This window comes from Rhodovulum sp. FJ3, assembly GCF_032918305.1.
Taxonomy (GTDB): domain Bacteria; phylum Pseudomonadota; class Alphaproteobacteria; order Rhodobacterales; family Rhodobacteraceae; genus SAT37.
The window spans coordinates 369390-394089 of the sequence record NZ_JAWJUU010000003.1 but is presented as its reverse complement, the minus strand read 5'-3'; the positions used below and the strand labels follow the sequence as shown (position 1 = coordinate 394089).

Below are 24700 nucleotides of genomic sequence, written 5' to 3'. Positions count from 1 at the left end.
AACCACCTATTCTGGCCCAACCTTAGTGTAGGTCTGGCCTCCCTTTGCATCGCTTTTCCCCAAAGCAATGGCTGTGCCTCTCGCGAGGATAGATCATGGTCTCTGTCCACTCCCAAGGCATGGAGGCAACAGGCAAAAGGTTACGGTATTGGGCTATTTTCCCGCATTCCCCTACATCCGCGACATTTAGGCCGTCCGGCCCAACGCGGTAGAGAAGTGCCCTGTTTGCAGTTTCTACCGAGTACTCCCGTGATCAAAATCCTGACCCAACTTATCGCCGCTGCGTTCCTTTTTGTGATCGCGGCCTCTGCAACCCGTGCCGAGGTGGTTTCGGTGCCATTTAGCGAGGGGTTCGTTGGTCTGCGGGGGCAGAACAACCAAGACGCCGATACGGTTGTCACCTTTGCCGATCTCGGGTTTGACGCGACCTTTTTCAGTCAGGTCAGCGCGACAGGCGAATTTATCGGATCAGGGGCACAGGGCAACGACGTTGCGGGGACGCTGCGGCTGCGCCGTGGGGCAGAGGTGCTGGATATCGAGGGGCGGATCGGTTGGCAGCTCAAGGAACAGGGCGATCTGAAACTGTTCGGCTTTTTGCCGAATTCGACCATAGCCGACATCGCGCTAAGCATGCCATCGGGGACGACCTTGCCTGCCGGTATTCAGATGAAAGACGTACAGGACGTCGTGCCGGGTAGTGATGTCTATGTGACGACGGGCGGCGAAAGCACCTATTACATCTCGGGGGCCTCGAACTTTGGGGTTAGTAAATTCGGGATTTCCCTGTCTGACATTAAACCCCTTACCAGCGCCCCGCGCGGCATCGATACGGGTGAGGACGTCGGCGGGTCGGCGGACGGGTCGGGCATTCTGGATGCGCTGAACGACTATCTGGCCAGTTCCGAAAGCCAGCGACCGGTTGGCCCTATCGCCGTGAACTCACAAACGACGGCCGATACCACGCCGGTGGTTTCGGGTACGGTCACGCTGCGCTCGGGGGAATATCTGGTCATTCTGATCAACGGTCAGGTCTACACAGCCGACAACGGCGTGGTCCAACCCGCGGATGATGGCAATAGCGCCACGTGGAGCATCGAAATCCCCGCAGGCTCGGACCTGACTGCGGGGGAAACCTATGACGTGTCGGCCCTGATCTATAATCAGGCGGGCTGGCTGCTTGAGGACGCGACGACGGATGAGGTGACGATCACAAACGGGGTGACGTCGCTGCCGAAATTGCAAGTGACCAAGACGGTCGATGCAAGCGCGCTGAACGACGGGGCGGTTGCAGGAGATGTTCTGACCTATGAGGTGGTGGTCAGCAACTCGGGCAATGTGCCCCTGTATGATCTGAGCTGGAGCGATGCCATTACCGATGGGGCGGGCAACGAAACGTCTCTGACCCTCGGCACGCCGGTCAAGACCGGCAGCGGCAACAGCACGACCGACGGCGCGCTACTTGAGGTTGGTGATACACTGACCTTTACGATGGGCTATGCCCTGACCCAATCGGACATTGATAGCGGCTCAATCAGCAACATTGCGACGATTGAGGCCCTGTCGGTCGATGGCGATCCCGCAAGTGCGTTCGCGGTAGAGAGCTCTTCCTCGGGCAACCAGACGAGCGGTACTGGAAACGGTGATGCGACCACCCGCGCCCTTAGTCGCACGCCCGGTGTAACTGTGGTCAAGACGGTCGCGCACACGGATGGGGACGGGGATGGAGTGGTCAGTGTGGGCGACACGCTGGTCTATACCCTGAACGTTGAAAACACGGGCAACACGACCCTGCAGGGCCTGACCCTTGGCGATGATTTTCAACGCGTGGATGGCACGTCTCTGACCGCGACCCTGAGTGCGATTAGCTATAGCGCGGGGAGTACAGACGCCGCATTCCTACCCGGTGGCACGGCCAGCGCGACCCTGACCCATGTGGTGGATCAGGGCGACGTCGATGCCGGTGGTCTTAGCAATAGCGCGACTGCAACGGCATGGGTCGATCTCAACGGCGATGGCCAACGTGCGGGTGATGGGGGCGAAGACGTCGCCGCCACCACCGCAACGCCGGTGAACACGACCATAGCGCGCACCCCATCTATTGCCCTGCGCAAGAGTGGTGTTTTGAATGACATCGACGGGGTGCTGGGCACGTCCATCGGAGACACGATTTCCTATGTTCTTGAAGTGCGCAATACGGGCGATGTCACCCTGACCGACGTGCAGATTGATGACCCGCTGTTCGGTGGTGTGTTGGGGCAAACCATTGCCGCCCTTGCGCCTGGAGAGACGGACGATACGACCTTTGTTCTGACCTATGGTCTGACGTCGGCGGACCTTGAGCGCGGCTATGTCAGCAACCTTGCCTTGGCCAGTGCAACAGCCGCGACCGCATCGGTGAATGATCAATCCGGTCCGACCTTTGACACGGACGAAGCGACCGTCACATTCCTGGGCTCGATTTCGGGGCAGGTCACCGACGGCACCCGCCCCGAAGAAGGTGTGATCGTCATCCTGATTGATCAGGCGACCGGGCAAGAGGTCGCGCGAACGGTGTCGTCGGCCACGGGGTTCTATTCGTTCCTGCAGCTTGAGATGGGCACCTACGCGATCCAGTTTCAGCCGCCTGAGGGGGGCGCGGTTCGCTCGCAGTCGTCTAATGGGGATGCGAATGGAGATCAGGTTCAGGACATCGTTGTCGCTGCAGGCGCCGAGCGTCTGGTTGCCGATGTCGATGCGATTGTCGTTGACCCGAGCGGCGTGATTTATGACGCCATTTCGCGCGCGCCGATTACGGGGGCAACTGTAACGTTGCTGCATAATGGATCGGTAGTGCCGGACACATGGCTGGACACATCGGCGGGTGATGCGAACAACGTTCAAACGGGGGCGGACGGGCTCTATTCCTTTTTGCTCCAATCTCCTGCGCAAAGCGGCACCTATTCCCTAAGCGTGTCGCACCCCGACTATAGCTTTGCGTCCCAGATCGTGCCGCCACAGGCGGGCAGCTATACCACCAGCCTTGGCTTTGGGGTCGAGGAAATCGTGGCCTCAACCATGGCCCCAGCCGCGAATGGCGGTGACGCGACCTATTACCTTGAGTTTGACTTTACCTTTGCGGACTGGACCGATCCCGATGCCCTGTCCAAAGGGGTGATCCATAACCACATCGCGATGGACCCTAGCGACTTCACCACCGGCATCGAGATCACCAAGATCGCGGATGACAGCGCCCTGTCCGAACGCCCGCAGGTCGGTGAGATCATCACCTATACCATCACGGTCGAGAATATCGGCGATCTGAGCTATGACGCCGTTTTGTTGGACGATCCGCTGACCAGTGATGAGGCGTTGACGCCGGTCGCGGGGGTGACAGACGACGGCATTCTGAACGCCGGTGAGCAATGGGTCTATACGGCAAGCTATGCCCTGACCGCGTCCGACCTGAGCGCAGGGCGGGTCTCGAACCTTGCCACGCTCAGCGCCGATTTGATCGCAGGTTCGAACGCGGTAACAGGGGGCACGCCCACCGGTGACGATCTGGGGGGCACATATGTCTACGAGAGCGCCCCAAGCGGCAACGCGACCGAGGGCACTGGTAACGGCAGCGCCACGGTGGTCACGTTTGATGTCGAGTTGATCGACCAGATCGCACAGGACCTTGCCCTCATCCTAGAGGACGACATTCGCGTCACCATGCAGCGCCAGACGGAAATGGTATCCAAATGGCGCGGTGATGCGGCCAAGCGCCTACGGCGCGCGCTGAAGGATCCCGATGGGCTGCGGTCGTATCAGACAACTGACCGTCTGAATGGTGCCGCCAAGCTGACCTTTGAGGGGCTGGTCCTCGACGGGGCCTACACGAATGAGCGCTATAACGACCTGACCCGTAAATGGACGATCGACAGCGCGGACATCGTCTTTACGCAGGATGACGCCCTTGGCACGCAGTATCAGCTGACCTTTAACCGCCGTTGGGAGAGCTTGGGGCAGGGGGATAGCCTGTTTGGCAGGTATCTCGGGGGCTACATGACCAAGACGACGGTGGATACCCTCGCAGGCGGCCAGATCGACGGCTTTGGTCTGAACGCCGGTGTCTATGGTGCGCGTCGATTGGTTCAGGACGTGTTTCTGGACTATCACCTTGGCGGGGTCATCGGAAACCATAGCTATGATCTGGACTTTGACGGAGTCGACCCGATCACGGCCACGGGGGATTTCACCTATTGGGGCGTCACCGGCGGTGTTGCGGTGTCGGGTGAGTTGATGGTCTCGGACACGATTGTGACGCCGCGTCTGGGGCTGGACGGGTTCTATACCCCGAACACAGAGACCGAGGTGACCGCCATCAGTGACCCGTTCCGCGATGTGGGCACTGTACCCATCGAAAGCGTGTCGGGCGGTCGCATATTCGTCGAGGCGCATTTCGCCAATGACCTGTCCCAAGCGGGCGATGGCGCGGGGCTGTGGGACGGGCTGGACGGACAGCTTGATCTGGGCGTCAAAGCGTTCTGCGATGCGTTTGACGATATTGATACGCGGTGCGGTATGGGGGTCGGTTTCGACTTTGTGACTGCCGAGGAGGATGGGCAAACGCGGCGCATCCATCTGGACATCGACCATGCCAATGACCAAACCGCCCTCCGGTTCGGAATCGGGTTCGAGCGTCGTTTCGCGCGCGATGCGGGGCTATCGTCGCTTAACCTGCTTTCGACGGAAAAGGGCGAGCCTGAAGTGCAATACAGTCTGAAGCTGGATTTCTAGGGCGCAGCATCATAGCGGAAATCGGTATGGGTCCACTTCGGTGGGCCCATTTGTGTTTCAGGCCCTTGGACCGAAACACGCGTGCAGAACCATGTGCCCGTGGGCCGGTTAAGTCAGTGTCGTTCTAGGAAAATGGCTGGGGTGGTAGGATTCGAACCTACGGTGCGCGGTACCAAAAACCGGTGCCTTACCACTTGGCTACACCCCAACTGTGGCGCGTTATCTACGCCGGGATTGGCTGGTCTTCAAGACCCAAAAACGAAAAATTCTGAATTTTTTCTGTTTCTCGAAAATCGATTTTTGATCTTCTGGTTTGGGCGGGGCGACGGTGTGCCGCCCCGTCCCATCCAGTGGTTGTGTTATGCCGAAATCTGCTCGCGCAGGATGGCGGCGGTCATTGAAATCATCAGGTAAATCCCTGCAAATACGAGGAACGCCAATAGGGTATTCTCAAACGCGCGGGGATAGGTCGGCTCATCCGGGGGGACGGGCGTCACGCCAAGGGACAGATAGCGCACCTGTCGGTTGGCCTCGATGCGCGCGGTCTCAAGCTGTTGCAGGGCTTGGGACAAAAGCAGTTGTCGGTTGGATAGGTCGGCCTCGGCAATGCGCAGTTCGGCGGACACGCGTGCAAGGCTGTCGCCGCTGCTGGTGCTGATGGTCAGTGACGAGCGCAGATCGTCGATCAGCGCCTCTAGGCGGCGGATATCGCCGCGTACACCATCGACACGCGCCTGATTGGGCCGCGCGTTGTCCAGCAACTGATCCAGCTGCAGGGTCTTTTCACGCAACTGGCGTTCAAACGTGCCGATCTGGGCCATCAGCGACGAGGTCTCAGAGGCGGGGTCAAGCACGCCCAGACGTTCCTGAAGCTCCAGCACACGCGCCTGTGCCGCATCGACCTTGCGCTCGGCGTCTTCATAGCTTTCGCGGGCGCCGGACATCTGATCTTCGCGCAAACGCTGGGTCAGGCTGTCGACACGCTGTTCCGCATAGGAAATCAGCGCCTCGGAAAACGCCGCCGAGGTCGCAGGGTCGGCGGCGGCGACCTCCATTTTTAGGATGCCCTCGGTGGGGTCATAGCTTAGCTTTACGTTGCGCTTGTAAATCTTATAGGCCTGCTCTTGGGACGCGTCCTCCGGCAGGCGTTGGATCGTGTCGATCGCGGGCTGTGCGAAATGGGCCTTGAACCCCAGATCGTCATCCAGACGCTGCATTGCATCGCGCGAGGTCAGGTAACTTTGGACCGCAATCGAATCCTGTTGAACGGCAAGCCCCGTGCCTGCGAACAACCCGCCAAGACCGCCGGCGCCGGCGCTCTCGCTTTGTTGGATAACGAACTCGGATTTGGTCGCGTACATCGGCGTTGCGATGGTGAAATAGTAATAGCCCACCAACAACGTCGGCAGCAGTACGAACACCGCCAGACGCGCCATGAGCAGCAGGCTCTTGCGGCGGCGGCGTTTTGCCAGCTGTAGCTGGATTTCGTGCACCTGTGCCATGCCGTCTTCGCGGCTGAACTCGGTCGAGGGCAGGGTCTTGGATGGGTTGGGGACCGTTTGGGGCAGTTGCGTGCGCGGCTTGGCGGGCGCGGCGGCCTCGCCATTTGGAACAACCTCAAGCAGGTTAGCCCGCTGAAACGGGTCGATCCCGCGTTTGCGCAACAGGCGCACCGCGTCGAAATCCGATGTCGGAGCAAGGCCGTATTTCATCGCCATCCGCCGCGCCATGCGCAACTGGCGACCCGTCAGGCCCTCTTTGCGGATTTCGGCAATCTCTCGGTCGATGCCCAGTTCCTGTTGTTCCTGAGCAGCGGGATCATCCAGATGCGTTTGCGGTGCAATGGCGGGACGGGGGCCGTCGAACCCGTCTTCGACCGACTGGGCCGCCGGTGCCTGATCCTGTGCCGCCTTGGGCCGCCCCGAGCCAAGCGGCCCGCTGCGACGGATGCGGAACTTCTTAGCCTTGGGTTTGGTACTCATACAGCTGCCGTGCCTCTTCAAGCGTGTCGAACATATGGATGCGGCCGTTCTTTAGAACCGCGGCCGATTTACAGAACTTTTCCAGTGTCTCTGGTTGGTGGGATACGACAACAATCGTGGTGTTCTCAAGCCGTTCGCGCAAAACGGCCCCCGCTTTGCGGTTGAACTCGACGTCTGTCGTGGCGGGCATGCCCTCGTCGATCAGGTAGATGTCGAAATCCAGCGCCAGCATCAGGGAAAACGAAAACCGCGCGCGCATGCCCGAACTATAGGTCCCGACGGGCATGTCGAAATATTCCTCCAGCCCGCATAGCCAGCGCGAGAACGCCTCGACGTAATCGGGGTCCAGACCATAGAGACGTGCGATGTGGCGCGAATTTTCGGTGGCCGTGTGGCGGGCAACGACCCCGCCCATATAGCCCAGCGGAAAGGAAATCTTGCTGGTGCGGGTGATGCGTCCCTCATCCGGCTTTTCGAGACCGGCCATCATGTTGATCAGCGTGGTCTTACCGGTGCCATTTGGCGCAAGGATGCCCAGAGAGTTGCCCAGTTCCACACGAAACGACGCGCGATCAAGGATCACCTTGCGCTGTTTCCCCGTCCAGAAGGACTTGCTCACTCCGTCGAACTCGATCATGCATCCGCCTTGTTGCGGCACCAAATTGCGCCAAAGCCGTTCTTAAACCGTTGACTTAAAGAGAACAATAAAAGGTGTTTAGGGCATCATTATGTCCGATCCGTGCCCAAAAATCCATTGGGTAACATATATGTTGCGAAAGGGTTTATTAAAAGGACAGGCGTGGCGGCGGACACGCGAACGTGGGTGGAGAAAGCCGTGCAAAACAAGGACACTGGGGCGATATCCGATCCAGAGGCCCCCATGCAAAGCGACATCACAACCGGCGATGCCTTGGACGCGGTTCAGGCGGACATCCGCGCCTGTCGTCTGTGCGCGGACCGGTTCGCGGCGACCCATACCGCCCATGACCCGCGCCCTGTCACGTGGTTCCGGTCGACCGCACGTATCCTGATCGCCGGACAGGCACCCGGAATGCAGGTCCATCAGGTGGGCAAACCGTTCTTTGACCGTTCGGGCGACCGGCTGCGCGATTGGTTGGGGATGGACGCGGACACGTTCTATGACCTGTCGCGCGTGGCGACCGTGCCGATGGCGTTCTGTTTTCCGGGCTATAACGCGGCAGGGTCCGACCTGCCGCCGCCGCCCCAATGCGCCAAGACATGGCATCGTCCCGTTCTGGACGGTTTGCGCGACGTGAAACTGACCATCCTTGTGGGCGGTCATGCCCAGAAATTCCACATGGGCGCGGCGGCCAAGGGCGGCGTGACGCGCACGGTGGCGGCTTGGCGTGATGTCGCGCCGGACGTCTTTCCCTTGCCTCATCCGTCGTGGCGCAATACGGCTTGGCTGCGTAAAAACCCATGGTTCGAGACGGAATTGATCCCCGTCCTGCAGGCCCGAGTGAAAGAGGTTCTTGATGACTGAACAGACCGCGCTGGATATCGCCCACGCCGCAATGGAAGCCGCGCCCGAAGACGACGCCGCGCGCTTGCGGTTTTTCGAACGGCTGATCGACAGCGAACTGTTCCTGTTGCTGGAAAAGGAACCCGACGGCGATAACGTGTCCCCCGACATCTATACGGTGGAGGGTCAGCCGTTCGTGCTGGTCTTTGATCGTGAGGAACGTTTGGCGGCCTTTGTCGGCAAAACCGCGCCCTATATCGGCGCGACGGGGCGCACGTTGGTTACGATGCTAGAGGGGCAGGGGATCGGCCTTGGGGTGAACCTTGATACCGGCACGTCCGAGATGCTGTTGCCCGCAGGCGCGGTGGATTGGATGGTGTCCGTGGTCGCCAATGGCCCCGATGAGGTCGAAGCGCGGGTTGAGGAGTTCATCGCCCCCGCCCATGTCCCCGAGGCCTTGGTCGTCGGGCTGGACGCGAAACTGGTCACGGCGGCGGGTTTGGCGCGCTATGCCTATCTGGTGGGTGTGACCTATGACAACGGGACCAAGGGGACGATGCTGGCCTTTGTCGATGCGATCCCTGGGGCGGAACCCGCCTTGGCCCGCGCCGCGAATGAGGCCCTGACTTTTAGCGGGATTGAGGCGGGCAGTATCGACGTCGGCTTTTTCAAACCGTCCGATCCGGTGTCGGCCCTGTTGGCCAAGGTTGGCTTGCGGTTTGATGTACCCGAACCCGAGGCGCCGAACACCGCCGGTCCGTCTGCCCCCGGTCGCGATCCGGAAAAGCCGCCGATCCTGCGTTAATAGCCGCGCTCGCGGTCCACGACGTGCATCAACGCCTCGCCCGCCTCGGCGCGGCGCATGTTTTCCGCGATCACCTTGGCCGCCGAGAACGGGCGGGTTTCGCTGGCGACATGGGGGGTGATGGTGATGCCCGCATGGGACCAGAACGGGTGATCCTGCGGCAGAGGCTCCTGCCGGAACACGTCCAGCGTCGCATGCGAGAGCTGACCGGAATTTAACGCGTCGATCAGGGCGTCGTCGTCGATCAACGGCCCGCGACCGGGGTTGATGATGACCGCCCCCTGCGCCAGATGCGCCAAGGTTTCCGCATTGATCACGTTCTGCGTCCCCGGCGCGTCGGGCAGCAACAGGACCACAATCTCCGCCCCCGTTAGCGCCGGTTCCAAACCGCCTGCACCCGCGTAACAGGTGACGCCGTCGATCTCTTTCTGGCTGTTGCTCCAGCCATGGACGTCGAACCCCAAGGCCCGCAGCGCCCGCGCCGAGGCCGCGCCCAATTCACCGATACCAAGGATCGTCACCTTGCGCTGGGACGCCAAGGGCGGGGTCACCTGATCCCAATCGCGGCTGTCGCGTTTGATATAGCGATCCAACCCCAGATGATGGCGCAACACCTGACCCACGACCCACTCGGTCATGCCTTGGGCCAGACTGGGGTCTACCAGACGGCACAGGGGGCAGGTGATGGTGGTGTTGCCGACGATCTTTTCGACACCGGCCCACAGGCTAAGCACCGCCTTGACGTTCGCATAGGGAGTGAAATCCGTCAGGGTGCCGTTGGGCGCATAGACAATGTAATCCACGTCCTCGGGCCGGTCCGTGTCGCGGATCACGGTCGCGTCCAACCCCGCCTCGGCCAAGGCGGCGGGCAGAACGGTTTCATACTCGGGCCACGCGCGCTCGGCGGCGGCGAAAAGGACGGTGATCATACTTTGCTCCGTGGTCGGTGGACATAGGCGCTCTGGATCAGGCCAAAGGCAACCAGCAGCACCAGCATGGCCGAGCCGCCATAGCTAACCAAGGGCAGGGGCACGCCCACCACCGGCGCAAGGCCCATGACCATCGACATGTTCAGCGCGAAGAACAAGAAGAACGTCATGCCGATCCCCACGGTCAGCAGCGACGAGAACCGGTCCTTATTGCGGATCGCCGCACCGAGACAGAACAGGATGATCAACCCGTAAAGCACCAGCAAAGAGAACCCGCCGATGAACCCGAATTCCTCGGCCAAGGTGGTGAAGATGAAATCGGTATGCTTTTCGGGCAGAAAGTTCAAACGGCTTTGCGTGCCCTGCATGAACCCGCGTCCCGTCCAGCCGCCCGAGCCCAGTGCGATCTTGGATTGCGTGATGTGATAGCCCGCCCCAAGGGGGTCCGTGGACGGGTCCAGAAACGTGTCGATCCGGCGGTATTGGTAATCCTGCAGCAACTGCCACGGCGTGCCGCGCGACAGGAACACACCGGCGATCAACCCGACACCCATCGCGATTACCACCGCGAAATAGAGCCAATGCACACCGGCAGCAAACATCACCGTCGCCCCCCCGATCATCAGCAACAACGCGGTGCCAAGGTCGGGTTGGGTCAACACCAACCCCGTCGGCAACAGGATCAGGATCGCGGGGATCAGCACGTAGAGAGGGCGCGAAACCTTTTCCATCGGCAGCCAGTCGTAATATGCCGCCAAGATCATCACGACGGTGATTTTGGTCAGTTCCGAGGGCTGTAACCGCATGAACCCAAGGTCGATCCAGCGTTGCGCGCCCATGCCGACGGCGCCGAAAAATTCGACCGCCAACAGCAACAGGATTGAGCCGCCAAAGGCCACGGCCGCCATGTTGCGCCAGAACCAGATGGGCACAAAGGCGATAAAGAACATCAACCCCATGCCCATGATAAACCGCTTGATCTGCGGATCGGCCCACGGGCGCAGCGACCCGCCCGCAACGGAGAACAGCATCATGAACCCGACGCTTGCCACGGCGGCCAGCAACAGGACCAGTGCCCAGTTCAAATGCAGAACCTTGCGCCATCCGGTCGGGACGGTTTTCTGTTGATACTCAAGATAGCTCATGCGCGGGTGCGTCCGGTCGGGGTGGGTGTCACGTCGATCAGCGGCAGATCACGGAACAGCGCCTGAATTTGGCCGCGCTGATCGGACGGATAGGCCGACAGCGGCGGCACCTCGCCATATAGGGCGCGCAAGGCGATGTCGCGGGCAATCGGCGCGGCGGCGGTCGAGCCACCCCCGCCATGTTCCACCACGACCGACACCGCGATTTCGGGCGCGTCATAGGGGGCAAAGGCCACGAACAGCGCGTGATCGCGCCGCTCCCACGGGAGGTCCTCGTTGCGAAACACACCTTGGGCGCGCTCGGCGGCGGTGATGTTGCGCACCTGACTGGTGCCGGTTTTGCCCGCAAGGCGCATGGCGTCATCGACCACGCGGGTGCGATAGGCCGTGCCGCGCCGGTTGTTGGAAACGGCAAACATGCCTTGGCGGATGTGTTCCAGATTGGTCGGCGAAATGTCCAACGCCTCGGCAGGGGCGGCGGCCTGTTCAATCCCGTCGATGGATTTGACCAGACGCGGGGCGACCGCGCGTCCACTGGCGATACGGGCCGTCATCACGGCGATCTGTAGCGGTGAGGCCAGCACGAAGCCCTGACCGATGGACGCGTTCAGCGTATCACCCACAACCCAATCCGCGCCACGCGTTTCGCGTTTCCATGCCTTGTCGGGGGCCAGACCGCTTGCCACAGCGGGCAGGGGCACATCGTGGCGTTCGCCAAGACCCAGGCGGCGCGCCATTGCGGCGATCTTGTCGATGCCGACGCGTTCGGCGATCTCGTAATAATAGACGTCGCAGGATTGCTCGAGGCTTTTGACCAGATCGACGTTGCCATGCCCGCCGCGCCGCCAGCAGTGGAACCGCCGACCGCCCTTTTCAACAAAACCGGGGCAATAGACGGTTTCATCGGGGCCGATCACGCCTTCCTCAAGTGCGGCAAGGGCCGTCACCATTTTGAACGTGGAGCCGGGGGGATAGGTGCCCTGAACCGTTTTGTTGGCCAGCGGACGATAGGGGTTTTCGGTCAGTTCGCGGTAATCGGCGACCGAAATCCCGCGCACGAACTTGTTGGGGTCAAAGCTGGGCGCCGAGGCGATGCCCAGCAGATCGCCGTTTTTGACGTCCATCACCACCGCGCCCGCACTTTCGGCCCCAAGACGCGCTCGCATGAAATTCTGTAGCCCGTGATCGATGGTCAGCTGCACATTCGCGCCCGCCTGACCCGGCGTGCGGTCCAACTCGCGGATGACGCGGCCAACGGCGTTTACCTCAATGCGTTTGGTGCCCGCGCTGCCGCGCAGTTGCTCCTCAAGCCGCGCCTCAACCCCGTTCTTGCCGATCTGGAACCGCGGGATTTGCAGCAAGGGATCGGGATCTTCCAGCTTGGACAGGTCATAGTCACTGACCGGACCGACATAGCCGATGATATGCGCGAAATCCTCGGACAAGGGATAGGCGCGGGATTGGCCGACCTCGGGCGTGACACCGGGCAGGGCGGGGGCGTTCACGGCGACCTCGGCCACCTCGTCCCATGTCAGACGGTCGGCGATGGTGACGGGGACAAAGGGGCTGCGGCGCAGGATTTCACGCTTGGCGCGCTCCATGTCATCGTCTGACATCGGCACGAAATGCGCGATCCGCGCAAGGGCCTCATCCACGTCGCCCGCGTCCTCGCGCACGACCACAATGCGATAGTTCTGTTCGTTGGTGGCCAAGGGCCGCCCGTTGCGATCAAAGATCAACCCGCGTGAGGGCGGCAACAGGCGCAGGTTGATGCGGTTTTCCTCGGCCAGCAGACGGTATTGGTCCGCCTGATCGACCTGCATGTGCCGCATCCGCAGGGCCAGAACCGACATGAACCCCACCTGCACCCCGCCAAGGATCAGCCCGCGACGGGTGATCTTGCGGCTGCTGGCCTCGATATCCTTGGGTGTGTAACGCATGTCGGTTCCGGATCAGTCCAAATCGCCCGTCCCGCCCGCGCGGGACAACAGCAGATGCGACGCCCCCGCCACCAGCGGGTAGAACAGGATCGTCGCCACCATCTGTATCATAGATAGGTGCAATGGCGCATCTGCAACCGCCAAGAGGCGCAACACGATCCCGTAACCCAACGTCAGAACGACGATGGCCGAGACGGTAAACAGCAATTCGGCGGCAAAGGGCATTTGCGAACTGTCGTCGTGACGGCTGAGCAGGAACTCCACCGCCAATAGGATCAGCGCAACCCGCAACCCCGGTGGCCGCTGGGTCAGCATGTCAACGGTCAGAAACACCAGTGCGATCAACAGGGGCGGCACGAATTCGGGGCGGCGATGCACCCATGCAAACGTCAGGCAAAGCAACAGATCCGGTCCCGGCACAGTGGTCGGCAGGGTGCTGAGCGGGAGGATCTGAAAGAACACGATGACCATACAGATCCCGACAAACAGCGACCGGTAGAGCCAACGCTGACTGGTGACGGGATCAATCATTGGCTGGCCTCCGCCGCCTCAGACGGCGCGGGCGGGCCGATCTGCGCGGGCGCAATTAGGCTGCCCGGATCGGTGATGACCTCATTGGCGTGGCTGCGCAGCACGCGCAGGAATTCCAGACGTTCGTAATCGGCGGTCAGGCGCACGCGCATGCGCCGGTCCGTGCCAATGGCAACCTGCCCGACCAGCAAACCGGCGGGAAACACACCGCCATCGCCCGAGGACACGACGCTATCGCCCGCGCGCACGGCGTCGGGGGTCTCAAGGAACTCAATCAACGGCGCGGCCGAGTTGTCCCCGCTGAGGATCGCGCGCTGGCCCGAGGGTTGGATGGTGATCGGGATGCGGCTGTTGCTGTCGGTCAGCAGGATCACGCGGCTGCTGTCGCGGCCCACGCCGGAAATGCGCCCGACCAGGCCCAGACCGTCGGTCGTGGCCCAGCCATCCACAACCCCATCACGTGCCCCGACGTTCAGCAGCACGGACTGGCGAAAGGGCGATCCGCTATCGGCCAGAACGACACCTGTGATGAACGTCAGGCTGGGGTCCAGACGCACCTTGTTCAGGTCCAAGAGCTTCGCGTTCTCCTGTTCCAGCTGTAGCGCGGCCTCTTTCCACGCCTTCATCTGGCGCAATTCGCGGCGCAGTTCCTGATTCTGGTCATAGATACGCGCGTAGGACTGAAACCCCTCGACCATCTCGATGGCCTTGGTGACAGGCAGCAGCGCCCAGTCAAAGCTGGGCACAAAGCGGTCGGTTAGGTTGGCGCGGAACCGTTCGACGCGGGGACTGTCGATGCGCCACAACAGGAACAGGGCCAGCAGAAACACCACCAGCCCCCCAACGACAATACGCCGGATCGGGCGCATGTATTCCGTGTTGTTGCGATCGTTCGCCACGTCACCCCCGCATTATGGACGGGCACGGCGCGCCGCCATCAACTGTCGTAGTCGATGACGTGGCGCAGTTGCTTTTCATATTCCAGCGCTTTGCCGGTGCCCAAGGCCACACAGTTCAGCGATTCATCGGCGACCGAAATGGCCAGACCGGTTTCCTCGCGCAGGGCCAGATCCAGATCGCCCAGCAGCGCACCACCACCGGTCAGCATCACGCCACGGTCCACGATATCGGCGGCCAGATCCGGCGGCGTGGTCTCAAGCGCGGTCATCACCGCCTCGCAGATTTGCTGAACAGGTTCGGCAAGGGCCTCGGCCACTTGGGCCTGATTGATCTCGATTTCCTTGGGCACACCGTTCAACAGGTCGCGGCCACGGATGGTCATCGACGCGCCGCGCCCGTCGTCGGGCATCCGCGCGGTCCCGATCGAGGTCTTGATGCGCTCGGCGGTGGATTCCCCGATCAGCAGGTTTTGCTGACGGCGCAGGTAGGAAATGATCGATTCATCCATACGGTCGCCACCGACACGCACCGAGCGCGCATAAACGATATCGCCAAGGGACAGAACCGCCACCTCGGTCGTACCGCCACCGATGTCGACAACCATGTTGCCGGTCGGGTCGGTGATGGGCATGCCCGCGCCAATCGCGGCGGCAATGGGTTCCGCGATCAGGCCCGCACGACGCGCACCGGCCTGCATGACCGAGTTGCGGATCGCACGCTTTTCAACGGGGGTCGCGCCATGGGGGACACAGACGATGATCTTGGGCTTGGTAAAGGTCGTGCGCTTGTGCACCTTGCGGATGAAGTATTTGATCATCTCTTCGGCGGTGTCGAAATCGGCAATGACACCTTCGCGCATCGGGCGGATCGCCTGAATGGAACCGGGCGTCCGGCCCAGCATCAGTTTCGCGTCCTCGCCAACGGCCAGAACCTGTTTGCGCCCGTCTTTGACATGGAACGCCACCACAGAGGGTTCGTTCAGGATAACCCCGCGCCCTTTTACGTACACCAGCGTGTTCGCCGTGCCGAGGTCAATCGCCATATCCGACGAAAACAAACCGCCAAAACCTGCCATTATCCGGCCTTCCCCTTGCCCATGCCTGTGCCGCGACTCTGCAAAACGCGCGCGGTCATGGGGCGTTATAGGCGGCGCGGGCCTTGTGGAAAAGAGGCAGAAACACCCAAACCGGCGCGTTCTTGCCGCATTGGTTGTGTTTGCAAGAAAAAAGGGGGCGGTTTCGCCCCCTTGATCGTGTTGTGACCGGTTTCTGGATCAGAGATCCTTGTAGGACACTTCTTTTTTGTCGCTGCCGGTCTTTTCGCGGCGCACTTCCAACCGGTTCAGCGCGTTGACATAGGCCTTGGCGCTGGCAACCACGGTGTCGGTGTCCGCCGATTGGCCGGTCGCGATCTTGCCATCCTCGACCAGACGCACCGAAACGGTGGCCTGAGCGTCGGTGCCTTCGGTCACGGCGTGCACTTGGTAGAGTTCCAGACGCGCCTTGGTCGGGAAGATCGACTTGATCGCGTTAAACGTCGCATCCACGGGGCCATCGCCCGTCGCGGTGACCTGTTGGTCCACACCGTCCACAGTCAGGGTCAGATCGGCCGATTGCGGGGCCTCGGTGCCACAGATCACGCGCAGGAATTTCACCTGAACGCGGTCGCTGGCCTCGCCGGTCTGGGTGTCCTGCATCAGGGCGATCAGGTCCTCGTCGTAGACCTCTTTCTTGCGGTCGGCCAAGGCCTTGAACCGCACAAAGATGTCCTTGAGCTGGTTATCGCCCGGCTCATAGCCCAGATCGTTCAGCTTGGCGCGCAATGCCGCACGGCCCGAGTGTTTGCCCATCACGAGGTTCGTATCGGACAGGCCGATGTCGGTCGGACGCATGATTTCGAACGTCTCTGCGTTCTTCAGCATGCCGTCTTGGTGAATGCCGCTTTCGTGGGCAAAGGCGTTCTTACCGACAATCGCCTTGTTGAACTGCACGGGGAAACCCGAGACCGAGGCGACGCGACGGCTGATCTGCATGATCTTGGTGGTGTCGATGCCCGTTTTGAATGGCATGATGTCGTTGCGCACCTTGAGGGCCATAACGACCTCTTCCAACGCGGTGTTGCCCGCGCGTTCGCCCAGACCGTTGATGGTGCATTCGATCTGGCGCGCACCGGCCTCAACCGCGGCCAGCGCGTTTGCCGTCGCCATGCCAAGGTCGTTGTGGCAGTGCGTTGCAAAAACGATCTCATCTGCACCCGGTACCCGTTCAATCAGCATACGGATCAAATCCGCGCTTTCACGCGGGGCGGTATAGCCCACAGTGTCGGGGATGTTGATGGTGGTGGCACCGGCCTTGATCGCGATTTCGATGACGCGGCACAGGTAATCGTGCTCGGTCCTCGTGGCGTCCATGGGCGACCATTGCACGTTGTCCGTCAGGTTGCGCGCATGGCTGACCGTTTCGTGGATCAGGTCGGCCATTTCATCCATGCTCAGGTTCGGGATTGCACGGTGCAGGGGCGAGGTGCCGATGAACGTGTGGATGCGGGGCCGCGCGGCGTGTTTCACGGCCTCGAAACAGCGGTCGATGTCCGTCGCGTTGGCGCGTGCCAGACCACAGATCACCGAATTCTTGCTGTTGGCGGCAATTTCACTGACGGCGCGGAAATCGCCTTCGGATGCGATCGGGAATCCGGCCTCGATGATGTCGACACCCATTTCGTCCAGCATCGCCGCGATCTCAAGCTTTTCGGCGTGGCTCATCGTGGCACCGGGGGATTGTTCCCCGTCGCGCAACGTGGTGTCAAAAATCAGGACCTGATCCTGTGCAGTCGTGTCGGTCATTTTCGTATCTTTCTTGTCTAAACCCTAGCAAATATCACCTGGCGCTGGTCCACCCCTGAGCGGTCGCGCCAAGGCACGCTCAGAGGCAGCTAAGGAGTAGCAGGGCACGGGTCGACAGGGCACGCGCGGCCAAGGCCGGTGCAACTGTGGTGATATGAAAGTCCCGTGTCATGGGGGCGGAATATACGCGGTTTTGTTCCAAGGAAAACCCCAATTTTGTCAAAACGTCGCATGGCGCCGTTGACCGGCAGGATGGGCGCGATAGCTCACCCCTATGGAAGCTCAGAAATCTCTTATCATCGGGGCCAGTGGTGGCATCGGCACGGCCCTATGTGACGCGCTTACGTCGCGCGGCGAAACGGTTGTCGGCCTGTCGCGGTCGGGCGACGGGTTGGACATCACGGATGAGGAGTCGATATCCCGCGCCCTGTCTGGGGTGGATGGTCCGTTTCACCGTATCATCGTGGCGACGGGCGGTTTGGAAATCGACGGTAACGGACCGGAAAAGAGTTTTCGTGAACTCGACGCCGACCGGTTGATGGCGCAGTTCCGTTTGAACGCGATGGGACCGGCCTTGGTGTTGAAACATGTGATGCCCCTGATCCCACGCGATGGGCGCGCGGTTCTGTCGGTTTTGTCGGCGCGGGTGGGGTCCATTGGTGACAACCGTCTGGGCGGCTGGCACGCTTATCGCGCGGCCAAGGCGGCGGTGAACCAGATCGTCCACGGCGCGGCAATCGAACTGGCCCGTACCCATAAACAGGCTATCGCCGTCGCCCTGCATCCGGGCACGGTTCAAACGGAATTGACCCGCAAATACGTGGGCCGCCATCCCGCCGTGCCCCCGCATGAGGCGGCCCAAAACCTGATCCGCGTGATGGACGGGTTGGACGTCACAGACACCGGCGGCTTCTTTGATTGGGCGGGCAAGGTGATCCCGTGGTAAAGCGTCTGATCCTGATCCTTGGCGATCAATTGTCGCCCGAGATGTCCTGCCTGTCGGATGGCCCCGAGGCGGGCGATGTGGTCGTCATGGCCGAGGTCGCGGATGAGGGCACCTATGTCCCTCATCACCCGCAAAAGATCACCCTGATCCTGTCGGCGATGCGCAAGTTTGCCGATCAGTTGCGTGATGCGGGGTGGGAGGTCGCTTATACCACCTTGGACGACCCAGACAATGCGGGGTCGATATGCGGTGAGCTATTGCGCCGCGCCGAAGAGTTCGAGACCGATCAAGTCGTCCTGACCGAGCCCGGCGAATGGCGGTTGATCGACGCGCTGAACGATCTGCCCTTGCACGTTGAAATGCGACAGGACACGCGGTTTTTGGCCAGCCATGCAGAGTTTGAACGCTGGGCCGAGGGGCGCAAATCCCTGCGGATGGAATATTTCTATCGTGAGATGCGGCGCAAAACCGGTCTGTTGATGGACGGGGATGATCCCTGCGGGGGGCAGTGGAATTTCGATCAGGACAACCGCAAGCCCGCGCGCGGTGATCTGTTTAAACTGGGTCCCTGTCGGTTTGAACCCGATGACACGGTGCGCGCTGTAATGGATCTGGTTACGGACCGGTTTGACGGGCATTTCGGTACGGTTGACGGGTTTGCCTATGCCACGGACCGCGATCAGGCACTGCAGGTTCTGGATCACTTTATCAAAAACGCGCTGCCCTGTTTTGGCGATTATCAGGACGCGATGCTGGCCGATGATCCGGTTCTCTATCACGCGCTGATCTCACCCTATCTGAACATCGGTCTGTTGGGCTGGCGCGAGGTCTGCGCGGCCGCCGAGACCGCCTATCGCGACGGCGATGCCCCCCTGAACGCGGTCGAAGGGTTCATTCGTCAGATCATCGGCTGGCGCGAATACATCCGTGGCATCTATTTCCTTAAGGGGCGGGACTATACGGCCCAGAACACTCTGAACCACACCCGCGATCTGCCCGCCGTTTATTGGGGTGGGGACTCCGGCATGGCGTGCATGCGCGCCGCCGTCGGGCAAACCCGCGATCTGGCCTATGCGCACCACATTCAGCGCCTGATGGTGACCGGCAATTTCGCCCTCTTGGCGGGGATTGATCCCGCGCAGGTGCATGAATGGTATCTGTCGGTCTATATCGACGCGTTTGAGTGGGTCGAGGCCCCCAACACCATCGGGATGAGCCAATTCGCCGACGGCGGCATCGTTGCCTCAAAACCCTATGTCAGTAGCGGCTCCTACATCGACCGGATGTCGGATTATTGCGGCGATTGCGCGTATAAAGTGGGCGATAAAACCGGCAAAGAGGCCTGTCCGTTCAACGTCCTCTACTGGCATTTCCTGAATCGTCACCGCGACCGGTTTCAGGGCAATGGCCGCATGGGCATGATGTATCGCACATGGGACAAGATGGACGCGGGTAAACGCGATGCGATTATTTCCGACGCAGAGACGGTGCTGGAGCGCCTTGATCGCGGCGATCCCGTCTGAGTTTGATTGACCGGCTCAACCCACGCGCGCTAGACCGGAGGTGGCGTATATTTTTGGGATGAGTTCATGGATAAGTCATTAGATCCAATCGTTTTGCATTTGTGTGAGACCCTGCTGACCACGTTCAGCGTCACCGCCGCCTTACAGGTGTGGTGCGAAATTCGCGGGCTGGGAGAGGGGGACCTCTATGCCGATATCAAACCGGAATCGGGCGGCACCGAATTGCCGCAGCTGGGGCGCGATCTGCTCAAGCCCGCCGAGGGGGAGGTGGTGCGCCACCGCGCAATCACGTTGAAGCGGGGCGATGTGCCACTGCTCGACGCGGACAACTGGTACACGCCGGAACGCCTGCCGCTGCGGGCGCGGGTTCTGCTGGAAACCACGGACACGCCGTTTGGCGTGGCGTTGGCCGGCACGTTGCAAAACCGCGAGACGTTTAGCGCATCTCTGCCGCCCCATATCATGGAGCGGTTCAACGGGCGGACCAAGGTGCGCCAGACCCTGATGCAGGGCGATGCGAACGTGCCGGTTCTGACCGTGCGCGGGGTGGTTACGGTCGATACCGTGCCCGTGTCCTTTGTTGAGGAACGTATTCGCCCTGAACTGGTGGCGCTGTCCGCGGCCCAGCAGGGGTGATTATTCGGCCGGGGCGGCCTCGGTCGCCTCAGCCTCGGTCGTCTCGGGTTCCGTCGTTTCGGGCGAAACCGGATCGGTGCTGGGCGCATCACCATCGCGCGTGGTCAGCAGGTTGTTGGACCACACGCCGCTTTCGACCTCACCACCTGCGTACCGGATTGTGCCCTGACCCTGACGCATGCCGTTTTCAAACGTGCCCTCATAGACGTCGCCATTGGGATAGGTCGCGGTGCCTTGGCCGTGGAACTGCATGTTCTGCCATTCCCCGTCATAGATAAACCCGTCCGCGCCGCGATAGGTCGCGGTGCCCGACACGGTGCCATTGGCAAAGGTCCCCTCAAGGACCGAGCCATCGGCAAAGGTATAAACCGCCTGACCGTGGCGTTTGCCCATCTGCCAGCCGCCCGCATACACATCGCCATTGGCAAGGGTCGAGGTCCCCTGACCGTCAAACAGGGCGTTCTGGAACTCGCCCTCATAGACCATGCCATCGGCAAAGGTTGCGGTGCCGCGGCCCTCAATCACGCCGCCGCGCCATTCGCCCTCATAGGTCGAGCCGTCGGTATAGGTGATCGCGCCTGTGCCATCGGGCAGGTTGTCGCGGAACGTGCCGGTAAAGACCGTGCCATCGGGGTAGGTGACTGTGCCCTGGCCCTCAATCCGACCGTCCAGCCATCCGCCCACATAGGCAAACCCGTCGCTGCCGGTCAGGGTGCCGGTGCCTTGGCGGTGGTCGTTCTGGAACTCGCCCTCATAGATGTCACCATTGGCATAAAGCATCTTGCCCGTGCCGTGGCGTTCGCCGTTGACCAACAGGCCCTCATAGACCTCGCCGGTGGGCTGGGTCAGTTTGCCAAGGCCGTTGATCTGGCCGTTCTTCCACGCGCCGACATAGACAAGACCGTCGGGCGATACCAATGTCCCTTGACCCGAGCGCAGACCGCCCTGCAGCCCGCCCTCATAGGTCGAGCCATCAGCATAGGTGACCTTGCCCTTGCCCTCTTTGACGCCGCCGACCCACATGCCGTCGTAGATATAGCCATTGGGACTGGTCAAAATGCCTTGGCCGTGGTGGCGGGCATTCAGGAACTCACCCTCATAGCGCGAACCGTTGGCATAGACCGCGACGCCGGTGCCGGTGATCGCGCCATCGACCCATTCTCCCTCATAGGTGCCACCCGAGGCGAAGGAGATCTTGCCGAACCCGTGGGGTTTGCTTTTCTCGAAGTTCCCCTCATAGACCGCGCCGTTCAGGAACCGCGCGACGCCCGTGCCACGGATTTCGCCGTCTTCCCATTGGCCGGAATATTCGAACCCGTTGGGCAGGCGGTAGGTCCCGCGCCCGTCCGGCTTGCCGTCAACAAAGGTACCCTCGTAAATCCCGCCATCGTCGAACTGTTTCGTTTCGACGGGGCCGTTGTCCTGGGCAGTGGCGAAAGCGGGATAAAGACAGGCCACGGATAGAAAAAGTGCCGTACGGATGTTCATCTTGCCCGCCATCTGATCGAGAGCCCTCTTGCGCGTGGTCATTCCTTGACCTTCATTATGCGCGCCAAGCTAATGGACCAGACGGGGCCTTACAACGGTTTTCACAATCAATCGGCTGGCACTTGCCGGTGGTTTTGATAAACCGGCCCTGTAATCTATGAGGACGCCATGGCCGATCAATTCCGTTTGACCCTTGCCCAGCTGAACCCGACCGTCGGTGATTTCCACGGCAACGCCGCCCAAGCGCGCGAGGCATGGCAGGCGGCCAAGGACGCGGGCGCCGATATGCTGGCCCTGCCGGAGATGTTCCTGACCGGCTATCAGGTGCAGGATATGGTCATGAAACCGGCCTTTACCTCCGATGCGATGGCTGTGATTGAACAACTGGCGCGCGATTGTGCAGATGGTCCCACTATCGGGATCGGCGGCCCCTTTGCGGCGCATGGGCATCTTTATAACGCCTATTACATTCTGCGCGGCGGTGAGATCGTCACGCGCGTGTTCAAACACCGTTTGCCCAATGAAACCGTGTTTGACGAAAAACGCGTCTATGATTCCGGCCCGATCAATGGTCCGTATTCGGTTGGCCCCGTGCGCATCGGCACCCCTATTTGTGAGGACGCTTGGGGCGAAGAGGTGTGTGAGGCATTGGCCGAGACCGGTGCGGAAATCCTGTTGGTGCCCAATGGGTCGCCCTATCACCGCAACAAGCATGACGAACGCCTGTCGATCATGGTGTCCCGCGTGGTCGAGACCGAATTGCCGTTGGTCTATCTGAATATGTTGGGCGGACAGGACGACCAGATGTTTGATGGCGCGTCCTTTGTCCTGAACCCCGGTGGCAAGCTGGCCGTGCAGATGCCCGCGATGGACACGGGTCTGTGCCATGTCGATTTTGTGCGCACGGACGACGGTTGGCGCGCGGTTGAGGGCGACAAGGCGCACCTGCCGGATGAGTGGGAGCAGGACTATCGCGTGATGGTCGAAACCCTGCGCGATTACCTGCGCAAGAGCGGGTTCAAAAAGGTCCTGTTGGGCCTGTCGGGCGGGATCGATTCCGCGATTGTGGCGACGATTGCGGCGGATGCGATCGGGGCGGACAATGTGCGCTGTGTGATGCTGCCGTCCGAATACACGTCACAAGGGTCGCTGGACGATGCCGAGGCCGTGGCAAAGGCGCTGGGCTGTCATTACGATTATGTCCCGATTGCACAGGGACGCGCGGCGATCACCGAAACCCTTGCCCCGTTGTTTGCGGGGTTGCAGCCCGATTTGACCGAGGAAAACATCCAATCCCGCCTGCGCGGTTTGCTGTTGATGGCGATGTCGAACAAGTTTGGCGAGATGCTGTTGACCACGGGCAATAAATCCGAGGTCGCGGTGGGCTATGCCACGATCTATGGCGATATGGCGGGCGGCTATAACCCGATCAAGGACCTCTATAAAACACGGGTGTTCGAGATGTGCCGCTGGCGCAATGACAATCACCGCGACTGGATGATGGGTCCGGTGGGCGAGGTCATCCCGACCAGCATCATCGACAAACCGCCCAGTGCCGAGCTGCGTGAGGATCAAAAGGACGAGGACAGCCTGCCGCCCTATGACGTGCTGGACGCGATCCTGACCATGCTGATCGACGAGGAAAAGTCAGTCGCCGAGATCGTCGCCGCCGGATATGACCGCGAGACCATCAAGCGGGTCGAGCATCTGGTTTATATCAGCGAATACAAGCGGTTCCAGTCCGCACCGGGTGCGCGTCTGACACCGCGGGCGTTCTGGCTGGACCGGCGCTATCCGATCGTGAACCGTTGGCGCGACACTAGCTAAAGGGCGCTGACCTGACAGGCGGCGCGCAGGGCCATGGCCTGATCGCCGTCACACAGGTCGGTTGCGTCGGTCATGACGGCCGCGCTGGCTGCGGCGGCGCCGTGGGTCATGGCGGTCGAGATGTCCAACCCGCGCGCAAGGGCCAATGTGAACCCCGCGACGAAACTGTCTCCGGCGCCGGTTTTGCTGCGGACGGGGACGTCTGCGGCGGTGACGAACAGGCGCTGCTCCCCGTCCACCAGAACCGAGCCTTCGGCCCCGCGCGCGATGATAACCGCCTGACCCGCGCCGCATTCGATCAGTTCGGCGGCGAAATCCGCGCTGTGTTCGCGGGTCGGCAGGTCGCGTTTGGCCAACGTTTCGGCCTCATGCGCGTCCATACGCAGGATGCTGGCGGGGGCGGTGGCGTTTTGCGCCTGATGGGTCAGGGCAAGGCCCGAGGTGTCCATCACGACCTTGCATCCCTTGTCCAACAATTCGGGGCAGAGGTCGCTGTAGAATGACACGGGCAATCCGCGTGGCAGGCTACCGCTGAACACGACCATCCCGCCGGTACGGGCGTGGGACAGGATGGCGCCTCGGACGCGCTCACAATCCGACGTGCCCCAGACGGGGCCGGGCATGATGAACCGGTACTGGCCCGTGGTGGTCTGGTCGATTATCGACAGGCTGACGCGGGTTTCGCCGGGGCTGGCAAAGGGAACGACGTTCACGCCCTCGGCCAGCAGCAGGTTCAGAACCTTGGTGCCCGACGGTCCCGCCGCCGCCACAAAGGCCCGCGCATTGCCGCCCAGTGTACGCACTGCCCGCGCCACATTGATCCCGCCGCCGCCTGCGTCCTCATCAGGATGGGCACAGCGCAGTTTCGGCCCCGCCTCGACATGGCCGGTCTGGCTGGACAGGTCCAGCGCGGGGTTCAACGTGATCGTCAGGATGTCTTTCATGGGCGGCCTTTCGTTTGC

General features: G+C 61.4%; 18 protein-coding genes and 1 tRNA gene. 7 read left to right on the top strand and 12 right to left on the bottom strand.

Going from position 1 to position 24700, the window contains the following annotated elements; all coding sequences use genetic code 11:
- Window positions 1-225 precede the first annotated feature (225 nt).
- Window positions 226-4761 (top strand): SdrD B-like domain-containing protein, encoded by a 4536-nt coding sequence (locus tag R1W00_RS10980; RefSeq protein ID WP_317262779.1) that lies wholly within the window; start codon window positions 226-228, stop codon window positions 4759-4761.
- A gap of 133 nt (window positions 4762-4894) precedes the next feature.
- Here the strand turns inward: R1W00_RS10980 and R1W00_RS10975 are convergent.
- The 3 genes from R1W00_RS10975 to R1W00_RS10965 form a co-directional block, all read right to left on the bottom strand.
- Window positions 4895-4969, bottom strand: a tRNA-Gln gene (locus R1W00_RS10975).
- A 151-nt stretch (window positions 4970-5120) separates the two neighbouring features.
- Window positions 5121-6743 carry a capsule biosynthesis protein gene (locus tag R1W00_RS10970; RefSeq protein WP_317262778.1) on the bottom strand — a complete coding sequence of 541 codons (1623 nt, stop codon included), beginning with the start codon at window positions 6741-6743 and terminating at the stop codon, window positions 5121-5123.
- Window positions 6721-7380 carry an ABC transporter ATP-binding protein gene (locus R1W00_RS10965; RefSeq protein WP_317262777.1) on the bottom strand — a complete coding sequence of 220 codons (660 nt, stop codon included), beginning with the start codon at window positions 7378-7380 and terminating at the stop codon, window positions 6721-6723. The genes R1W00_RS10970 and R1W00_RS10965 overlap by 23 nt, the downstream gene beginning before the upstream one ends.
- 243 nt (window positions 7381-7623) lie before the next feature.
- Between R1W00_RS10965 and R1W00_RS10960 the strand changes: the two genes are divergently transcribed.
- Entirely contained in the window at window positions 7624-8247 is a 624-nt protein-coding gene (locus R1W00_RS10960) for a uracil-DNA glycosylase family protein (protein ID WP_410901547.1), read from the top strand.
- Window positions 8240-9031 carry an SseB family protein gene (locus tag R1W00_RS10955; RefSeq protein ID WP_317262776.1) on the top strand — a complete coding sequence of 264 codons (792 nt, stop codon included), beginning with the start codon at window positions 8240-8242 and terminating at the stop codon, window positions 9029-9031. Before R1W00_RS10960 ends, R1W00_RS10955 begins: the two co-directional genes overlap by 8 nt.
- Here R1W00_RS10955 and R1W00_RS10950 read toward each other — a convergent pair.
- From R1W00_RS10950 to R1W00_RS10920, 7 genes are all read right to left on the bottom strand, one after another.
- Window positions 9028-9960 carry a glyoxylate/hydroxypyruvate reductase A gene (locus R1W00_RS10950; protein ID WP_317262775.1) on the bottom strand — a complete coding sequence of 311 codons (933 nt, stop codon included), beginning with the start codon at window positions 9958-9960 and terminating at the stop codon, window positions 9028-9030. The genes R1W00_RS10955 and R1W00_RS10950 overlap by 4 nt on opposite strands.
- On the bottom strand, window positions 9957-11105 hold the full coding sequence (gene rodA / locus R1W00_RS10945; RefSeq protein ID WP_317262774.1) for a rod shape-determining protein RodA: 1149 nt from the start codon (window positions 11103-11105) through the stop codon (window positions 9957-9959). Before rodA ends, R1W00_RS10950 begins: the two co-directional genes overlap by 4 nt.
- Window positions 11102-13045 carry a penicillin-binding protein 2 gene (gene mrdA / locus R1W00_RS10940; protein ID WP_317262773.1) on the bottom strand — a complete coding sequence of 648 codons (1944 nt, stop codon included), beginning with the start codon at window positions 13043-13045 and terminating at the stop codon, window positions 11102-11104. Before mrdA ends, rodA begins: the two co-directional genes overlap by 4 nt.
- Window positions 13046-13057: 12 nt before the next feature.
- Window positions 13058-13576: a rod shape-determining protein MreD gene (locus tag R1W00_RS10935; protein ID WP_317262772.1), complete on the bottom strand. Its 519-nt coding sequence runs from the start codon at window positions 13574-13576 to the stop codon at window positions 13058-13060.
- The gene (gene mreC / locus R1W00_RS10930) at window positions 13573-14475 is read right to left on the bottom strand and encodes a rod shape-determining protein MreC (protein ID WP_317262771.1); all 903 of its coding nucleotides are present in this window, start codon (window positions 14473-14475) and stop codon (window positions 13573-13575) included. Before mreC ends, R1W00_RS10935 begins: the two co-directional genes overlap by 4 nt.
- A 38-nt stretch (window positions 14476-14513) precedes the next feature.
- Window positions 14514-15551 carry a rod shape-determining protein gene (locus tag R1W00_RS10925; protein WP_317262770.1) on the bottom strand — a complete coding sequence of 346 codons (1038 nt, stop codon included), beginning with the start codon at window positions 15549-15551 and terminating at the stop codon, window positions 14514-14516.
- Window positions 15552-15749: 198 nt separating this feature from the next.
- Window positions 15750-17318 carry a 2-isopropylmalate synthase gene (locus R1W00_RS10920; protein WP_317262769.1) on the bottom strand — a complete coding sequence of 523 codons (1569 nt, stop codon included), beginning with the start codon at window positions 17316-17318 and terminating at the stop codon, window positions 15750-15752.
- A gap of 274 nt (window positions 17319-17592) precedes the next feature.
- Between R1W00_RS10920 and R1W00_RS10915 the strand changes: the two genes are divergently transcribed.
- The 3 genes from R1W00_RS10915 (at window position 17593) to R1W00_RS10905 (ending at window position 20423) form a co-directional block, all read left to right on the top strand.
- Complete coding sequence (locus R1W00_RS10915) at window positions 17593-18264, top strand: SDR family NAD(P)-dependent oxidoreductase (RefSeq protein ID WP_317262768.1); 672 nt, start codon at window positions 17593-17595, stop codon at window positions 18262-18264.
- Window positions 18258-19787, top strand: coding sequence for a cryptochrome/photolyase family protein (locus tag R1W00_RS10910; protein WP_317262767.1), 1530 nt, complete (start codon window positions 18258-18260; stop codon window positions 19785-19787). Before R1W00_RS10915 ends, R1W00_RS10910 begins: the two co-directional genes overlap by 7 nt.
- 66 nt (window positions 19788-19853) lie before the next feature.
- On the top strand, window positions 19854-20423 hold the full coding sequence (locus tag R1W00_RS10905) for a hypothetical protein (RefSeq protein WP_317262766.1): 570 nt from the start codon (window positions 19854-19856) through the stop codon (window positions 20421-20423).
- Here the strand turns inward: R1W00_RS10905 and R1W00_RS10900 are convergent, their stop codons facing one another.
- Window positions 20424-21953 (bottom strand): MORN repeat-containing protein, encoded by a 1530-nt coding sequence (locus R1W00_RS10900; RefSeq protein ID WP_410901546.1) that lies wholly within the window; start codon window positions 21951-21953, stop codon window positions 20424-20426.
- A 126-nt stretch (window positions 21954-22079) separates the two neighbouring features.
- Here R1W00_RS10900 and R1W00_RS10895 point away from each other — a divergent pair, with 126 nt between their 5' ends.
- The gene (locus tag R1W00_RS10895) at window positions 22080-23738 is read left to right on the top strand and encodes an NAD+ synthase (RefSeq protein WP_317262765.1); all 1659 of its coding nucleotides are present in this window, start codon (window positions 22080-22082) and stop codon (window positions 23736-23738) included.
- On the opposite strand, the gene R1W00_RS10890 is transcribed toward R1W00_RS10895, so the two are convergent.
- Window positions 23735-24682: a hexose kinase gene (locus tag R1W00_RS10890; RefSeq protein ID WP_317262764.1), complete on the bottom strand. Its 948-nt coding sequence runs from the start codon at window positions 24680-24682 to the stop codon at window positions 23735-23737. The genes R1W00_RS10895 and R1W00_RS10890 overlap by 4 nt on opposite strands.
- Window positions 24683-24700: the final 18 nt, after the last annotated feature.

What these genes read in the sequence shown, in the direction of transcription:
- mrdA (WP_317262773.1), bottom strand. Translation starts at nt 13,045, where the DNA reads ATGCGTTACACACCCAAGGATATCGAGGCCAGCAGCCGCAAGATCACC.
- R1W00_RS10935 (WP_317262772.1), bottom strand. Translation starts at nt 13,576, where the DNA reads ATGATTGATCCCGTCACCAGTCAGCGTTGGCTCTACCGGTCGCTGTTT.
- R1W00_RS10925 (WP_317262770.1), bottom strand. Translation starts at nt 15,551, where the DNA reads ATGGCAGGTTTTGGCGGTTTGTTTTCGTCGGATATGGCGATTGACCTC.
- R1W00_RS10905 (WP_317262766.1), top strand. Translation starts at nt 19,854, where the DNA reads ATGGATAAGTCATTAGATCCAATCGTTTTGCATTTGTGTGAGACCCTG.
- R1W00_RS10900 (WP_410901546.1), bottom strand. Translation starts at nt 21,953, where the DNA reads ATGACCACGCGCAAGAGGGCTCTCGATCAGATGGCGGGCAAGATGAAC.
- R1W00_RS10950 (WP_317262775.1), bottom strand. Translation starts at nt 9,960, where the DNA reads ATGATCACCGTCCTTTTCGCCGCCGCCGAGCGCGCGTGGCCCGAGTAT.
- R1W00_RS10920 (WP_317262769.1), bottom strand. Translation starts at nt 17,318, where the DNA reads ATGACCGACACGACTGCACAGGATCAGGTCCTGATTTTTGACACCACG.
- R1W00_RS10960 (WP_410901547.1), top strand. Translation starts at nt 7,624, where the DNA reads ATGCAAAGCGACATCACAACCGGCGATGCCTTGGACGCGGTTCAGGCG.
- R1W00_RS10970 (WP_317262778.1), bottom strand. Translation starts at nt 6,743, where the DNA reads ATGAGTACCAAACCCAAGGCTAAGAAGTTCCGCATCCGTCGCAGCGGG.
- rodA (WP_317262774.1), bottom strand. Translation starts at nt 11,105, where the DNA reads ATGAGCTATCTTGAGTATCAACAGAAAACCGTCCCGACCGGATGGCGC.
- R1W00_RS10890 (WP_317262764.1), bottom strand. Translation starts at nt 24,682, where the DNA reads ATGAAAGACATCCTGACGATCACGTTGAACCCCGCGCTGGACCTGTCC.
- R1W00_RS10955 (WP_317262776.1), top strand. Translation starts at nt 8,240, where the DNA reads ATGACTGAACAGACCGCGCTGGATATCGCCCACGCCGCAATGGAAGCC.
- R1W00_RS10895 (WP_317262765.1), top strand. Translation starts at nt 22,080, where the DNA reads ATGGCCGATCAATTCCGTTTGACCCTTGCCCAGCTGAACCCGACCGTC.
- R1W00_RS10965 (WP_317262777.1), bottom strand. Translation starts at nt 7,380, where the DNA reads ATGATCGAGTTCGACGGAGTGAGCAAGTCCTTCTGGACGGGGAAACAG.
- R1W00_RS10915 (WP_317262768.1), top strand. Translation starts at nt 17,593, where the DNA reads ATGGAAGCTCAGAAATCTCTTATCATCGGGGCCAGTGGTGGCATCGGC.